Origin of the sequence: Citrobacter sp. wls757, from assembly GCF_005280935.1 — a bacterium.
Lineage (GTDB): Bacteria > Pseudomonadota > Gammaproteobacteria > Enterobacterales > Enterobacteriaceae > Citrobacter > Citrobacter portucalensis.
The window spans coordinates 44,502-60,484 of the sequence record NZ_SZWU01000072.1 but is presented as its reverse complement, the minus strand read 5'-3'; the positions used below and the strand labels follow the sequence as shown (position 1 = coordinate 60,484).

Annotated in this window: 11 protein-coding genes; 5 read left to right on the top strand and 6 right to left on the bottom strand. The window is 54.0% G+C overall.

Features of this window, described 5'->3' with window-relative positions:
- Positions 1–61: 61 nt before the first annotated feature.
- The 3 genes from FDW94_RS19960 to FDW94_RS19950 are packed head-to-tail and all read right to left on the bottom strand — an operon-like array spanning position 62 to position 1,777.
- Complete coding sequence (locus tag FDW94_RS19960) at positions 62–262, bottom strand: YpfN family protein (RefSeq protein WP_003835080.1); 201 nt, start codon at positions 260–262, stop codon at positions 62–64.
- A gap of 27 nt (positions 263–289) precedes the next feature.
- Positions 290–1,417 (bottom strand): succinyl-diaminopimelate desuccinylase, encoded by a 1,128-nt coding sequence (gene dapE / locus FDW94_RS19955; protein ID WP_003037976.1) that lies wholly within the window; start codon positions 1,415–1,417, stop codon positions 290–292.
- Between the two features lie 3 nt (positions 1,418–1,420).
- A complete protein-coding gene (locus FDW94_RS19950) occupies positions 1,421–1,777 on the bottom strand; it encodes an ArsC family reductase (protein ID WP_137378141.1) in 357 nt (118 codons plus the stop codon).
- A 389-nt stretch (positions 1,778–2,166) separates the two neighbouring features.
- Between FDW94_RS19950 and ypfM the strand changes: the two genes are divergently transcribed.
- Complete coding sequence (ypfM, locus tag FDW94_RS19945; RefSeq protein ID WP_001386977.1) at positions 2,167–2,226, top strand: protein YpfM; 60 nt, start codon at positions 2,167–2,169, stop codon at positions 2,224–2,226.
- Positions 2,227–2,301: 75 nt separating this feature from the next.
- On the opposite strand, the gene acrD is transcribed toward ypfM, so the two are convergent.
- Together acrD and narQ are read right to left on the bottom strand one after the other, a co-directional pair.
- Positions 2,302–5,415 (bottom strand): multidrug efflux RND transporter permease AcrD, encoded by a 3,114-nt coding sequence (acrD, locus tag FDW94_RS19940; protein WP_137378140.1) that lies wholly within the window; start codon positions 5,413–5,415, stop codon positions 2,302–2,304.
- Positions 5,416–5,599: 184 nt separating this feature from the next.
- Entirely contained in the window at positions 5,600–7,297 is a 1,698-nt protein-coding gene (narQ, locus tag FDW94_RS19935; RefSeq protein ID WP_032944178.1) for a nitrate/nitrite two-component system sensor histidine kinase NarQ, read from the bottom strand.
- A 260-nt stretch (positions 7,298–7,557) separates the two neighbouring features.
- On the opposite strand from narQ, the gene aegA reads away from it, so the two are divergent.
- From aegA to FDW94_RS19920, 3 genes are all read left to right on the top strand, one after another.
- Positions 7,558–9,537 (top strand): formate-dependent uric acid utilization protein AegA, encoded by a 1,980-nt coding sequence (aegA, locus tag FDW94_RS19930; protein ID WP_111465268.1) that lies wholly within the window; start codon positions 7,558–7,560, stop codon positions 9,535–9,537.
- A gap of 156 nt (positions 9,538–9,693) precedes the next feature.
- Complete coding sequence (gene nudK, locus FDW94_RS19925; protein WP_008785426.1) at positions 9,694–10,269, top strand: GDP-mannose pyrophosphatase NudK; 576 nt, start codon at positions 9,694–9,696, stop codon at positions 10,267–10,269.
- A 123-nt stretch (positions 10,270–10,392) separates the two neighbouring features.
- Positions 10,393–11,436: a DUF1176 domain-containing protein gene (locus FDW94_RS19920; RefSeq protein ID WP_008785425.1), complete on the top strand. Its 1,044-nt coding sequence runs from the start codon at positions 10,393–10,395 to the stop codon at positions 11,434–11,436.
- Here the strand turns inward: FDW94_RS19920 and tkt are convergent.
- Complete coding sequence (gene tkt, locus FDW94_RS19915; RefSeq protein WP_003835065.1) at positions 11,426–13,420, bottom strand: transketolase; 1,995 nt, start codon at positions 13,418–13,420, stop codon at positions 11,426–11,428. The two genes, FDW94_RS19920 and tkt, sit on opposite strands and share 11 nt — an antisense overlap.
- A 280-nt stretch (positions 13,421–13,700) precedes the next feature.
- Here tkt and maeB point away from each other — a divergent pair, with 280 nt between their 5' ends.
- The gene (maeB, locus tag FDW94_RS19910; protein ID WP_003835063.1) at positions 13,701–15,980 is read left to right on the top strand and encodes an NADP-dependent oxaloacetate-decarboxylating malate dehydrogenase; all 2,280 of its coding nucleotides are present in this window, start codon (positions 13,701–13,703) and stop codon (positions 15,978–15,980) included.
- Positions 15,981–15,983 lie beyond the last annotated feature (3 nt).

Here is a 15,983-nt window from a genome sequence, read left to right as displayed (position 1 = left end):
GGCACGTAATGCCCGGTGGCGCTAACGCTTACCGGGCCTACGGGACTTATCGGCCTACTAATTATTTCTTCGGTTGGTCCTTATTCGGCCAATCGTCGTCGTCATCCCATTTATCGTTAAAGTCACGATGTGGGGGAAGCTCCGGCTTGTTGGCAAGAAATTTCTTGTGATCGACGCGCTTGAGATCTTTAATCACGTTCAGCAGCACGCCTACCAGAAACACCAACACCAGAATCCACCAATATTTTGCCAGCCAGTCCATGCTCATTTCCTCTTACAGGAACACTCATCAGGCGACGAGTTGCTCCATGATACGTTGATACATACGGGCAAGCAGCTGCAGGTCGGCGGCATTAACACATTCATTAATTTTATGAATAGTGGCGTTGACCGGCCCAAGTTCTACTACCTGCGCCCCCATGCGGGCAATAAAACGCCCGTCGGACGTCCCGCCTGTAGTCAGTAACTGCGGTTTAATCTCATTATAGTGCTCAATGGCGTTCACCACTGCATCCACCAGTTTACCGCGTTCGGTCAGGAACGGCTGACCGGAAAGCCACCAGTCGACGGTATAACGCAGCTGATGTTTCTCCAGCAGCGCGTGAACCCGTGCTTTAATCATCTCATCGGTCAGCTCAGTGCTGAAACGGAAGTTGAACTGGATAAACAGTTCTCCAGGGATAACGTTGTTGCTGCCGGTTCCAGCCTGGATATTGGCAATCTGCATGCTGGTCGCCGGGAAGAATTCGTTACCCTGATCCCACTCGATCGCCACCAGTTCGTTGAGCATGGGGGCCGCGCGGTGTACCGGGTTATCGGCCAGATGCGGATAGGCTACGTGGCCCTGCACGCCGTGAATGGTCAGGTTGCAGGTCAGTGAACCACGACGTCCATTTTTCACCACGTCGCCAACGATTTCCGTGCTGGATGGCTCACCCACCAGGCAATAATCCAGTCGTTCATTACGCGCCATCAGCGCTTCAACCACCTTCACGGTGCCGTTTTTGGCGCTGGCTTCTTCGTCAGACGTTATCAAAAATGCCAGACGACCCTGATGGTTTGGATGCTGGGCGACAAAACGTTCTGCGGCCACGACCATCGCCGCCAGTGAACCCTTCATATCGGCAGCGCCACGCCCGAACAACATGCCATCGCGAATGGTCGGTTCGAACGGTGGATTGATCCAGCGATCGACATCGCCGGCAGGCACTACGTCGGTGTGACCGGCAAATGCCAGGGTCTCACCTTTACCGCGCCATGCCCAAAAATTCTGTGTGTCACCAAAGTCCATTCGCTCAACGGTAAAACCTACCGCGCGCAGGCGTTCAATCATTAACGCCTGGCACCCGGCATCATCCGGGCTCAGGGAAGGACGGCGAATAAGCTGCTGTGTCAGCTCAATGACCGGGCACGACATAGACTACACCTCATTAAAAAACAGAGTATAACTGGATTCACTGAAACCAAGCAGCATAGGCTTACCCGGCGCGCAGAGCAATGGGCGTTTGATAATTGCTGGCATTTCAATCATCAACGCGGAGGCGGAAGCCGCATCGGTGATTTGACTGCGCGTGGATTCATCGAGTTTACGCCAGGTGGTTCCACGCGTATTGAGCAGCGCCTCCCAACCTAATTCGCTGATAAAGGACTGTAATAGCGTGTTGTCCAGACCGTCGACGCGATAATCATGAAAGCGGTAGTCAATACCTTGAGCCTCCAACCAGCGTCTGGCTTTTTTAATCGTGTCGCAATTCTTAATGCCGTAAAGGGTGATCATTTGAATCCTTATTGACGTAACTTGAATATTTATTCTTTTATTCTGTGGCAATGAATAATACATATTGTCATTCAATCGTTATAGAAAAATATAACATTGTTGAACAACAGTGAATAATGATTCCTGAAAGCTCCAAAAAATACCGTATAACTAAAAATCAGAATCTGCCTGTTTGCATCAGCCTGTTTTTCCATCAGAATTGCAAAAGTAGTAGATGATGTATGAATATTTCAAAATATTGCAGTAAGTCACATAAAATTTATGGGTATAGCGCATAGTGATCACATAAACCCCAAACACTGGAGGAATCAATCGCAACCATCGGTTAAATTGCCTTCTTTTAATGATGATGATTTCGTAGAATGCCCATAATAATAAGAGAGGTTGTTATGATTGAACGTGAACTGGGGAACTGGAAAGACTTTATCGAAGTGATGCTTCGTAAATAATTTTCTGGAAGAAATTCATATCCTGTAAAGGATAAAAAAAGGCGACTCAACGTAAGTCGCCTTTTTTGTGTCCGATTATTCTGGGCGTGGCTTCAATGGGAAGCGTCTGCGCACCAGCACAAAGAACAGGGGAACGAAGTAAATCGCCAGGATAGTGGCTGAAATCATCCCGCCCATTACGCCTGTCCCCACCGCATGTTGACCGCCAGAACCAGCGCCACTGCTGATGGTCATCGGCAGCACCCCGAAGATAAACGCCAGTGACGTCATCAGAATTGGGCGTAAACGTTGGCGACAAGCATGGAGCGTGGCGTCGAGCAGATCGTGTCCTTTCTCGTTCATCTCATTGGCGAATTCAACAATCAATATTGCGTTCTTCGCCGATAGCCCGATCACGGTAAGTAACCCGACCTGGAAATAAACATCGTTTTCCAGGCTGCGCATCCAGGTCGCCAGTAGCGCGCCAATAACCCCCAATGGCACGACCAGCATGACGGAGAAGGGTACCGACCAGCTTTCGTACAGTGCCGCCAGACACAGGAACACGACCAGCAAAGAAATGGCGTACAGGGCAGGGGCCTGAGAGCCCGACAGCCGTTCCTGATAAGACATCGCAGTCCATTCGAGGCCAAACCCTGTCGGCAACTGGCGCACCAGCGATTCCATCACGTCCATTGCCGTACCGGTACTGACGCCGGGCGCAGCTTCGCCGACAATCTCGACTGCGGAGTAGCCGTTATAGCGTTCCAGACGTGGAGAACCCGTTTCCCAGCGTGAAGTCGCAAAGGCCGAGAAAGGCACCATGCCACCGTTGTTATTGCGGACGTACCACAAGTTAATGTCGTCCGGGAGCATGCGATATTTTGCTGCCGCCTGCACGTAAACCTTCTTCACGCGGCCCCGGTCCATAAAGTCATTGACGTAGCTGGAACCCCAGGCCGTTTGCAATGTGTCATTGATGTCGTCGATGGAAACGCCCAGCGCCTGGGCTTTGCGCTGATCGATATCAATTTGCAACTGCGGGCTGTCGTCCAGACCGTTATGACGAACGCGGGTAAGGGACGTGTCTTTCCCTGCCAGCTCAATGAGTTTGTCGCGCGCGGCCATTAACGCATCATGGCCCGCACCGGCGTGATCCTGCAGCTCCATATCGAAACCGGCAGAGCTTCCGAGGCCGCTGATAGCCGGAGGGCTGCTGGCGAAGACGCGGGCTTCTTTAATCTTATTAAAGGCTTTGGTCGCACGTTCGATGATGGCGAAAGAGGTTCCGGTAGTGGTGTCGCGCTCATCCCAGTCTTTTAAGCGGACAAACATACGTGCCACGTTTTGACCGTTCCCGCCAGGGCCAGAACCGACCGTGGAAAAGACTGACATAATGTTGTCTTTCTCATGGGTGAAGTAATACTTCTCCACTTCCTCAACCACTTTCAATGTTTGCTGCTGTGTGGAGCCGCTGGGCAGCTGTACCGAGGTGGTAAACATGCCGCGGTCTTCCAGCGGTAGGAAGGAGGTTGGCAGGCGCAGGAACAGGAAAACCATTCCACCGAGCAGCAGGACGTAGATCAGTATCCAGCGCAGACTGCGGTGCAGGATCCTGGCAACGCCTTTTTCGTAGCGCTCAGCGTTGCGATTAAACATCAGGTTAAACCAGCCGAAGAAACCGGTTTGTCCGTGATGCTCGCCCTTATGCAGCGGTTTGAGCAGGGTGGCGCACAGAGCGGGGGTCAGGATCATCGCCACCAGAACAGACAGCACCATGGCGGAGACGATAGTAATCGAGAACTGGCGGTAAATAGCCCCGGTAGTGCCGCCGAAGAAGGCCATCGGGATAAACACCGCTGACAGCACCATGGCGATACCGACCAGCGCACCCTGGATTTGCCCCATCGATTTCCGTGTCGCTTCCCGAGGTGAGAGTCCTTCCTCACTCATAATACGCTCGACGTTTTCCACCACCACAATGGCGTCATCGACCAGCAGGCCGATCGCCAGCACCATCGCAAACATCGTCAAGGTATTAACGCTATAGCCAAAGGCGTAAAGCACGGAGAAGGTACCCATCAGGACGACGGGAACGGCGATGGTGGGAATCAGCGTGGCGCGGAAGTTTTGCAGGAACAGGTACATCACGAGGAATACCAGTGCAATAGCTTCCAGCAGGGTTTTTACCACGTCGATGATTGAGGCTTTGACAAAGGAGGTGGTTTCATAAGCCACCTTATATTCCAGCCCATGCGGAAAATACTGTGACAGCTCGTTCAGACGGTTAATGACCAGCGTTGCTGTCGCCATTTCATTGGCGCCTGAAGCCAGCTTCACGCCCAGGCCGGAGGCAGGATTTCCATTAAAGCGGCTGAGGTAATCATACTTTTCAGCACCCATTTCGACCGTTGCCACATCGCCCAGTTTAACTTCTGAACCATCCTGGTTGACGCGTAGCGTAATGGCGCGGAATTCATCCGGAGTTTGCAGTAGCGACTGGGCGTTGATCGTCGCGTTCAGCGCCTGCTTGTCCACCGAAGGCGTACCGCCAAGTTGTCCGACGGCAATCTGCGCATTCTGTGACTCGATAGCGTCGGTCACATCTTTAGCGGTCATCTGGAAACTGTTCAGTTTGGCCGGGTCAAGCCAGATACGCATGGAGTACTGTGAGCCGTAAGCGTCAATATCCCCCACGCCGTTAATACGGCTGAGCGGATCCTGAATGTTACTGGCGACATAGTCGGCGATGTCCTGCTTATCCATTGAGCCATCGGTGGAGACAAAGGCGATAGTCAGAATATTGGTGTCCCCGGTCTTACGCACCGTGACCCCCTGATCCTGTACCGCCTGCGGCAGTTTACGCATTGCCGATTGCAGCTGGTTTTGCACCTGCTGGACGGCCTCGTCAGGATCGGTTCCGGCAACGAAGCTCAACGTAACCGTAGCCTGACCTGTCCCGCTGCTCTGCGATGACATGTACATCAGGTTATCGAGACCGGTCATGTTCTGCTCGATAACCTGGGTGACGGTGTTTTCCAGAGTCTGAGCCGAAGCGCCAGGATAGTTGGCGGTGACCCGCACGTTTGGCGGTGCCAGATCTGGATATTGCTCAACGGGCAGTGAAAAAATAGCCAGGGCTCCTGTCAGGCACAACAGGATAGCTAACACCCAGGCAAAAATGGGGCGATCGATGAAAAAATTCGCCATTAAAAGAGGACCTCGTGTTTCTGCGTATCGTTATGGGTATGGCTTGCTTCACTTTAGCGGCAAGGTACGGGTCAAACGTGGAGAAAAAAAGAAGATAATGTAAATTATCATGCCCGTTTACAGCATACCTTTCGTGCCAACGCCGTCAGGCCTGGATCCAGACCCGACGGCGCTTTGCGGTTCTTTACGTTAGCTCACTGTCTGATTCAGCCGAACGGAAACTGATGCTCACCAACGTTCCCCCTCCGGAAGGTTGAGAGAAGGTCAACGTGCCGCTCAGTCTTTCCGCCCGCTCACGCATAATATTGAGTCCATAGTGCCCTGCAGGCTCATGCGGCTCGCCAATGCCGATGCCGTTATCGCGGATATAAACCGTGTGGTTGCCGTCCGGAGCCGTTACGCAGCTGACGGCAATTTCGCTCGCACTGGCATGCTTAATGGCGTTCAGCACCGCTTCGCGGATGATCTGCAACAGGTGCACCTGCATTTGCGCATCCAACGCCAGCGTGGGTAACCGACAGTCGAGTGTGAGTTTAGCTGAGGTTTGATTTTGCAGCGTTTCCAGCATTTCATGCAGGGCGGAGGGTAAGTCTGCCTGCTGTAAGGTCAGACGGAAGGTGGTGAGCAGCTCGCGTAGCTGACGGTAGGCATCGTTCAGCGCCTGGGAGAAATCCGCCATAATGCTTTGCGCCGGGGCGTTATCCTCCGGGATTGAACGTTTAAGCAACGTGAGCTGAATGCGTAAATAAGAGAGCACCTGCGCCAGCGAGTCGTGCAGCTCGCGTGCAATCGTCGCTCGCTCCTCCATTAACAACAGCTGCTGAAAATGTTTTTGCGCCTGGTTGAAGTACAACCCGCGTCCCAGCATCGAGGAGACGCTGTTGAGCAGCGGAGTAGAAGCATTGACGTTTGGACTTTGCCAGTGCAGTTCGCCGTAGACGGTTTCCTGCATGGTGACAGGCAGGATCTGCATCGGTAGCTCGAGGCTTTTAGTCCCTTCGCTAATCCGCCAGTTATCACCGACGGTGAGTTCAAGGAAATACGCGGCGTCATGTTCGCGGACGATCTGTAAAATATGGCGGAAGCAGTGCACGTCAATCTGGCTGGTATTTAACGCCTGCGAGCACTGATACAACACCTCCAGACGGCGATTGGCTTCGTGCAGATCGTGAGTTTTCTCTGCGACCGAGGCTTCCAGCGAGCGGTACAGCTTGTGTAATTCACTCGACATCTGGCTAAACGTTTTGCCCAGCAACCCCAGTTCATTAGGCAAACCGGTATCCAGCGGTGGGATATCAAACTGACCGTGTTCAATTTGCTGACTGGCCATCACCAGTTTATTCAGTGGACGCACCACCTGCTGGCGAATGCGCCGCAGGGTAAAGAAGACGAGGGTGAATATGCCTATCCCGCCCGCCAGCGAGATGCCAAATACCAGCATTACTTTGCGTTCGGCATAATGCTGCAACGCCAGCACGAAGAGATCGATTTGATCGACGTAGTTGTTGATGTTGGCCTGGTACCATTTTAAATCGCCGTCGATCAGGCGGGCGTTCATTTCCAGCCAGTTAGCATGCAGACGTCCATAGCGGCTTTTTACCGCTTGTGGCACATACCACGCGTTCAGATTCTGTAATGCTGGCGAGTTTAGCGCCTGCTGGAAAAGCTGGCGGTGGGCGTTAAGCTGCGGGCTCTGGCTTTGTAGATCGTAACCCAGACGGTAGCTTTGCATGCGCAATGAGCCAGCAACGTTGATGGCTTCGGCATCTCGCAAGCTGCTGGTCAGCGTGAGCAGCGCAATACCCGTTGAGAGAATCGACAGCATCACTATGTAGAAAAAAGCTTTAGCCAGACTGGCCGAGACCGGACGCTTTACCGTCACTTGTGCATCCTCACACAATACACGTCGCGCCTGAAAACAGCGTGAACGATGCGGTGTATTTGATAAATGTTAATAAAACGCCATGAAACTGGATGGTAACTGAAACACAATTTCATATGCGATGAAATAAATTGATCTGCCACAGGTTCTGGATAAATAGTTGTGCTTCCTGGGCAAATGAACATTGCCGCTTCCTTCCGTGTCGGTTAATAACACTCTTATAAAGAATAAGGTTTTTGCAACCAAAAAAGAAGGAAGCCATGAATCGTTTTATTATGGTCAATAGCCAGCAGTGCCTGGGATGCCATGCCTGTGAGGTCGCCTGCGTCATGGCTCACAATGGCGAACAGCATGTCCTGAACCAACGGCATTTTCAGCCCCGAATTACCGTCATTAAGCATCAGCAGCAGCGCAGCGCGGTGACCTGCCACCACTGCGAAGATGCACCCTGCGCCAGAAGCTGCCCAAACGGGGCAATTAGCCATGATAACGACAGCGTTCAGGTGAACCCGCAAAAGTGTATTGGCTGTAAATCGTGCGTTGTAGCCTGTCCTTTCGGCACGATGCAGATCGTACTCACTCCCGTCGCCAAAGGGAAGGTGAAAGCTACCGCGCACAAATGCGATCTGTGCCAGGGGCGTGAACAGGGGCCCGCCTGCGTAGAGAACTGTCCGGCGCAGGCGTTACAGCTGGTGACGGAAAATTCGCTTACCGGTCTGTCAAAAGCGCGCAGGCTGCGTACCGCAAGTTTGGAAAGCCAGCCATGGCATGCCAGCACTACCGATTTTGTTCCACATGTCATCACTAAACGTGAGCAAATGCAGGCGACGCCTGCGCGCGGGGAGCCGGATAAACTGGCGATTGAGGCCCGGAAAACCAGCTTTGAAGAGATCTATCTGCCGTTTCGTACGGCGCAGGCGGAGCGCGAAGCCTCTCGCTGCCTGAAATGCGGCGACCACAGTATTTGCGAATGGACCTGTCCACTGCATAACCACATTCCGCAGTGGATTGAACTGGTCAAAGCCGGGAATATCGACGCGGCGGTTGAGCTTTCTCACCAGACCAACTGCCTACCGGAGGTGACCGGACGCGTATGCCCGCAGGATCGACTCTGCGAAGGGGCATGTACGGTGCGTAGCGAGCATGGCGCAGTTACCATCGGTAATATTGAGCGTTACATCTCCGATCGGGCGCTGAGTAAAGGATGGCGACCGGACTTAAGCCATGTGCAGAAAGTGGACAAGCGTGTTGCCATCATCGGTGCGGGTCCGGCGGGTCTGGCCTGTGCGGATGTGCTGGCGCGCAGCGGCGTCAGCGCCACCGTTTACGATCGCCATCCTGAAATAGGCGGTTTGCTGACGTTCGGTATTCCGGCCTTCAAGCTGGACAAATCGCTGCTGGCGCGTCGCCGTGAAATCTTCAGCGCCATGGGCATTCATTTTGAACTTAACTGTGAAGTGGGTAAGGATGTCGCGCTTGAAAAGCTGCTGGAGGATTACGATGCCGTGTTCGTGGGCGTAGGAACCTATCGTTCCATGAAGGCGGACCTGCCAAATGAAGATGCGCCTGGCGTGTATGATGCGCTGCCGTTCCTGATCGCCAACACCAAGCAGGTGATGGGGCTGGAGGAACTGCCTGAAGAACCGTTTATCGATACCGCCGGACTAAACGTGGTTGTGCTGGGCGGAGGCGATACGGCAATGGACTGTGTGCGAACCGCCCTGCGTCATGGCGCAAGCCAGGTGACCTGCGCCTATCGTCGTGATGAAGCCAACATGCCCGGCTCGAAAAAAGAGGTGAAGAACGCCCGGGAAGAGGGGGCAAATTTCGAGTTTAACGTTCAGCCGGTTGAGCTGGTGTTGCATGCCGATGGGCGAGTCAGCGGTGTGCGTTTCTTACGTACTCAACTTGGCGAACCTGATGCGCAGGGCCGTCGCCGCCCGGTTCCCATTGCCGGGAGTGAATTTGTGATGCCCGCAGATGCGGTGATTATGGCGTTTGGTTTTCACCCACACGGCATGCCGTGGCTGGAGTCGCATGGCGTTAAGGTCGATAACTGGGGGCGCATTGCCGCCGATGTTGAAAGTGCATACCGTTATCAAACCAGTAACCCGAAAATCTTTGCCGGTGGTGACGCGGTACGCGGTGCAGACCTGGTGGTGACGGCTATGGCGGAAGGGCGGCATGCCGCCCAGGGGATCGTCGACTGGCTGGGCGTAAAATCAGTCAAATCTCATTAATCGGCGAGTAGGCCGGATAAAACGCGTTAGCGTTGCCATCCGGCAATGTGCCGCATGAATGCCTGATGGCGCTTTGCTTATCAGGCCTACATTGTTCCAAGACAAACCCGGTTTCACGGCGTAGTATTATTTCTCACTTCTTGCTGTGGAGCCGGTATGTCGCAAAAAATTACCCTCATCAAAGATAAAGTCCTTTCCGATAACTACTTCGTCCTGCGCAATATCACTTATGACCTGACCCGTAAGAATGGAGAGGTGATCCGTCACAAACGTGAGGTTTACGATCGTGGCAACGGCGCCACAATCCTGCTGTATAACCCGGAGAAGAAAACGGTGGTGCTCATCCGCCAGTTTCGCGTTGCGACATGGGTCAACGGTAACGAAGACGGTCAACTGATTGAAACCTGCGCCGGGCTGCTGGATAACGACGAACCGGAAGCATGTATTCGAAAAGAGGCGATTGAAGAGACCGGCTTTGAAGTGGGTGAAGTACGTAAACTGTTTGAGCTATACATGTCGCCGGGCGGTGTGACGGAAATAATCCACTTCTTCATCGCGCAATACCGTGACAGTCAGCGGACAAACGCGGGTGGCGGCGTGGAAGATGAAGATATTGAAGTTCTGGAACTGCCGTTCACACAGGCGCTGGAAATGATCAAAACGGGTGAGATCCGGGACGGTAAAACGGTGCTATTGCTGAACTATTTGCAGTCATCGCATCTCATGGACTAATGCGCGGGATTTATATTTCTTTACAAATTTACGGCCAATCCGACGATTCTTATTGAGCCACATCAGTCGCGCAAGGAAGATACCGCTTAGGCTGTGTGTTTTGACTTCGGGGTTGTACCGTCCATGCGCTATCGCGTTATTCTCCTTTTCCTGCTCGGGTTGCTACCCGCCCGATTGCTGTGGGCTGCGCCCGCGCAACAGGCATTTTCTGACTGGCAGGTAACGTGTAATAACCAAAATTTTTGCGTGGCGCGTAATACCGGAGAGCACCACGGCCTGGTCATGACCTTGAGCCGCAGCGCCGGGGCACATACCGACGCCGTGTTGCGTATTGAGCTGGGCGGGCTGGAATCGTCCAGCGTCAAAGAGAGCGATATTGCGCCGCGTCTGCTGTTGGATGGTGCGCCACTCTCGCTGAGCGGCGAGCACTGGCGCATAACTCCCTGGCAACTGACGACCGATGATCCCGCCACCATCAGCGCATTTTTACAAACCGTACAGGACGCGAAGGCGATTACCCTGCAAAAAGGTGCGCAAAACCTTTCGCTGGTCGGGCTAAAAGCCGCATTGTTGTTTATCGACGCCCAGCAAAAACGGGTGGGGAGCGAAACCGCATGGATTGAAAAAGGTGACGAGCCTCCGCTCAGCGTACCTCCGGCCCCCGCGCTGAAAGGTGTAGCGGTCATTAATCCAACGCCAACGCCTCTCACGCAGCAGGAGCGCAGTGAACTGCTGGACTATGGTAACTGGCGGATCAACGGTATTCGTTGCTCTATCGATCCGCTGCGTCGCGAGATGCGCGTCACGGCCCTAACAGACGATAAAGCGCTGCTGATGATTGGCTGTGAGGCCGGGGCGTATAACACCATCGATCTGGCGTGGGTGGTTTCACGTACGACTCCGTTGACTTCACGCGCGGTACGGTTAAGCCTGCCGTTTAAAACGGATGCAGAAAGTCGCGATATGGAGCTGACCAACGCTACGTTTGACGAGAAGTCGCGGGAGCTGGTCACCCTCGCTAAAGGACGAGGGTTGGCAGATTGCGGTATCCAGACCCGCTGGCGCTACGACGGTCAACGTTTTCGCCTGGTGCGCTATGCCCAGGAGCCAAGCTGCGATAACTGGCATGGGCCAGATGCCTGGCCCACGCTGTGGATCACGCGTTAAGCACCTTGTGCGCTTTGTCGACGATGTTATCTACCGTAAAGCCGAAGAACGGGAACAGTTTGTCCGCTGGAGCCGACTCTCCATAACCCGTCATCCCAACAATTGCCCCTTTCAGCCCGACATATTTGTACCAGTAGTCAGCAATTCCTGCTTCTACCGCCACGCGAGCGCTGACGTTTGCTGGCAGGACCGATTCCCGGTACGCCTCATCCTGGGCGTCGAAGATATCGGTTGAGGGCAGAGAAACCACTCGCACGTTACGACCTTCGCCGGTCAGTTTTTCCGCTGCCAGCAGCGTGATTTCCATTTCTGAACCGGTAGCAATCAAAATAACATCCGGCTTACCGCCGCCATCCTTCAGCACATAGCCGCCGCGGGCAATTTGCTGTACCTGCTCTGGCGTGCGCTCAACCTGTGCCAGATTCTGCCGCGAGAGGATCAGCGCCGTTGGCCCGTCATGACGTTCGACTGCCAGCTTCCAGCCTACTGCCGCCTCCACCTGATCGCACGGTCGCCAGGTACTGAAATTAGGCGTCAGGCGCAGGCTGGCGAGCTGTTCAACGGCCTGGTGCGTAGGACCATCTTCCCCCAGACCAATTGAGTCGTGGGTATAAACCATGATTTGTCGGGCTTTCATCAGCGCCGCCATACGCGCGGCATTTCGGGCATATTCGACAAACATCAGGAACGTAGCGGTGTACGGTACGAAGCCCCCGTGATGGGCGATACCGTTGGCAATCGCCGTCATACCAAATTCACGCACGCCGTAGTGGATGTAGTTTCCTGCATGATCCTCTTTAAGAGAGGAAGAGCCTTTCCAGATGGTCAGGTTGCTGGGGGCCAAATCCGCCGAACCGCCAAGCAGCTCTGGCAGTATAGGCCCGTAGGCGTTAAGGGTATTTTGCGAGGCCTTACGGGTGGCGATTTTGGCCGGATTGGCCTGCAGCTCGGTAATATATTTCTGGGTTGTTGCCTCCCACTCTTTCGGCAGCCCACCGCTCATCCGGCGAGAAAACTCTGCCGCCAGTTCCGGGTAGGCTTGTTGGTAAGCTGCGAATTTCTCCTTCCAGCCCTGTTGCGCTTTTTCGCCTTTCTCGCGTGCGTCCCACGCCCGGTAAATCTCTTTGGGGATCTCAAAAGCAGGATGATGCCACCCCAGCTTCTGCCGGGTCAGTGCCACCTCTTCTTCGCCCAGCGCAGCGCCGTGCGCTTCCTCTTTCCCTGCTTTATTTGGTGAGCCAAAACCAATCACCGTGCGGCAGATAATCAGCGATGGTTTATCGGTAACAGCCTGCGCTTCCTGAATGGCTTTTTTCACCGCCTCTGGGTCATGACCGTCAATGTCGTGTACCACATGCCAGTGATAAGCCTCAAAACGTTTCGCGGTATCGTCGGTAAACCAGCCGTCGGTTTCACCATCAATCGAGATGCCGTTGTGATCGTAGAAGCCAATGAGTTTGCCAAGCCCCAGCGTGCCCGCCAGCGAACAAGCCTCGTGTGAAATACCCTCCATCAGACAGCCGTCGCCCATAAAGACCCAGGTAAAGTGGTTAACAATCTCATGGTCCGGCTGGTTAAACTGCGCTGCCAGCGTACGCTCGGCAATGGCCATGCCGACGGCGTTGGCTAAACCCTGACCCAGCGGTCCTGTCGTGGTTTCCACGCCCGGCGTGTAGCCAATTTCCGGGTGCCCTGGCGTCTTCGAATGGAGCTGACGGAAGTTCTTTAATTCTTCGATCGGCAGATCGTAACCGGAAAGATGCAACAGGCTGTAAAGCAGCATTGAGGCGTGGCCGTTGGACAGAATAAACCGGTCACGATCGTACCAGGTGGGGTCGGTCGGGTTATGGCGTAGAAAATCGTTCCACAGAACTTCGGCGATATCGGCCATCCCCATTGGTGCTCCAGGGTGGCCGGAGTTAGCTTTTTGGACGGCATCCATACTTAGCGCACGAATGGCATTGGCAAGCTCTTTACGGGTCATAGGAAATACTCCTTGAAAAGTAAAGTGTTAGATGCGTGTTGTGATTCACACTTTTGGGAAAATTGCGGGCGTTGTCAGCAAAAAGCATAGCAGACAGGCATGGTATTGCTGGATTAAGCAGGTAACATGGTTGTTATAAATTGATAACAAATTCTTTCTTTGAATGGTGAGAGTTTGGGGACCTTCAAAGTTTGTACCGTTGACTGAGGTGATAATGTGCGGCTCAGTAGAATGGTTACCCGCGCCACTTTTTTGATAGATACGTGAAAGGAACAACAAGATGGATGACCAGTTAAAACAAAGCGCCCTCGATTTCCACGAATTTCCGGTACCCGGTAAAATCCAGGTTTCTCCGACCAAGCCTCTGGCAACGCAGCGCGACCTGGCGCTGGCCTACTCGCCGGGCGTGGCTGCACCGTGTCTTGAAATTGAAAAGGACCCGCTGGCAGCCTACAAATACACCGCGCGCGGCAACCTGGTTGCGGTTATTTCCAACGGCACAGCGGTGCTGGGTCTCGGCAACATTGGCGCGTTGGCCGGCAAACCGGTGATGGAAGGTAAAGGCGTTCTGTTTAAGAAATTCGCCGGGATCGACGTGTTCGACATTGAAGTCGATGAACTCGATCCGGATAAGTTTATCAATGTGGTTGCGGCCCTGGAGCCCACGTTTGGCGGTATCAACCTCGAAGATATTAAAGCGCCAGAGTGCTTCTACATTGAGCAAAAACTGCGCGAGCGCATGAATATTCCGGTCTTCCACGATGATCAGCACGGTACGGCAATCATCAGTACTGCCGCTATTCTGAACGGTCTGCGGGTGGTTGAGAAAAATATCTCTGACGTGCGCATGGTGGTGTCTGGTGCAGGTGCGGCGGCGATTGCCTGTATGAACCTGCTGGTAGCGCTGGGTATGCAGAAACACAATATTGTGGTCTGTGACTCCAAAGGTGTGATTTACAAAGACCGCGAACCGAACATGGCGGAAACCAAAGCGGCTTACGCGGTAGTGGATGATGGTAAACGTACGCTGGATGATGTCATTGACGGCGCAGATATTTTCCTCGGCTGCTCGGGCCCGAAAGTGCTGACGCAGGAAATGGTTAAGAAGATGGCGCGTGCGCCAATGATTCTGGCACTCGCCAACCCGGAGCCGGAAATCCTGCCGCCGCTGGCAAAAGAGGTGCGTTCCGACGCCATCATCTGTACCGGTCGTTCAGACTACCCGAATCAGGTTAACAACGTCCTGTGCTTCCCGTTCATCTTCCGCGGTGCGCTGGACGTTGGTGCGACGGCCATCAACGAAGAGATGAAACTGGCGGCGGTGCACGCGATTGCTGAGCTGGCGCATGCCGAGCAGAGTGAAGTGGTGGCATCTGCTTATGGCGATCAGGACCTGAGCTTCGGCCCTGAATACATCATTCCGAAACCGTTCGACCCGCGTCTGATCGTCAAAATCGCCCCCGCGGTGGCGAAAGCGGCGATGGACTCCGGCGTGGCAACGCGTCCGATTGCCGACTTTGACGCTTACATCGATAAGCTGACTGAATTCGTCTACAAAACCAACCTGTTCATGAAGCCGATTTTCTCCCTGGCACGCAAAGCGCCGAAGCGCGTGGTGCTGACCGAAGGGGAAGAAGCGCGCGTACTGCACGCTACCCAGGAGCTGATCACGTTAGGGCTGGCAAAACCGATCCTGATCGGTCGTCCGAGCGTTATTGAAATGCGTATCCAGAAACTGGGTCTGCAGATCAAAGCGGGCGTCGATTTTGAAATCGTCAACAATGAGTCCGATCCGCGCTTTAAAGAGTACTGGAGCGAGTACTACCAGATTATGAAGCGTCGTGGGATTACCCAAGAGCAGGCGCAGCGTGCGGTGATTGCCAACACTACGGTGATCGGCGCAATCATGGTACAGCGCGGCGAAGCGGATGCGATGATCTGCGGTACGATTGGCGACTATCATGAGCACTTCAGTGTGGTAAAAGAGGTATTTGGCCATCGCGACGGCGTGCATACTGCCGGGGCGATGAACGCCTTGCTGCTGCCAAGCGGTAACACCTTTATCGCCGATACCTACGTCAACGACGATCCTACGCCTGAGCAACTGGCGGAAATCGCCGTGATGGCGGCAGAGACCGTGCGTCGCTTTGGTATCGAACCGAAGGTGGCGTTGCTGTCGCACTCCAACTTTGGTTCCTCTAACTGTCCGTCGGCCAGCAAAATGCGCGACGCGCTGGAGCTGATTAAGGCGCGCGCGCCAGAGTTGATGATTGACGGCGAAATGCACGGCGACGCCGCGCTGGTGGAAAGCATCCGTAATGACCGCATGCCGGACAGTCCGTTGAAAGGCTCAGCGAATATTCTGGTGATGCCGAATATGGAAGCTGCCCGTATTAGTTACAACTTACTACGCGTTTCCAGTTCTGAAGGCGTAACGGTTGGCCCGGTGCTGATGGGGGTTGCGAAACCGGTTCACGTATTAACGCCGATCGCCTCTGTTCGTCGTATCGTTAATATGGTGGCGCTGGCGGTTGTAGAAGCCCAAACGCAGCCGCTGTAATTT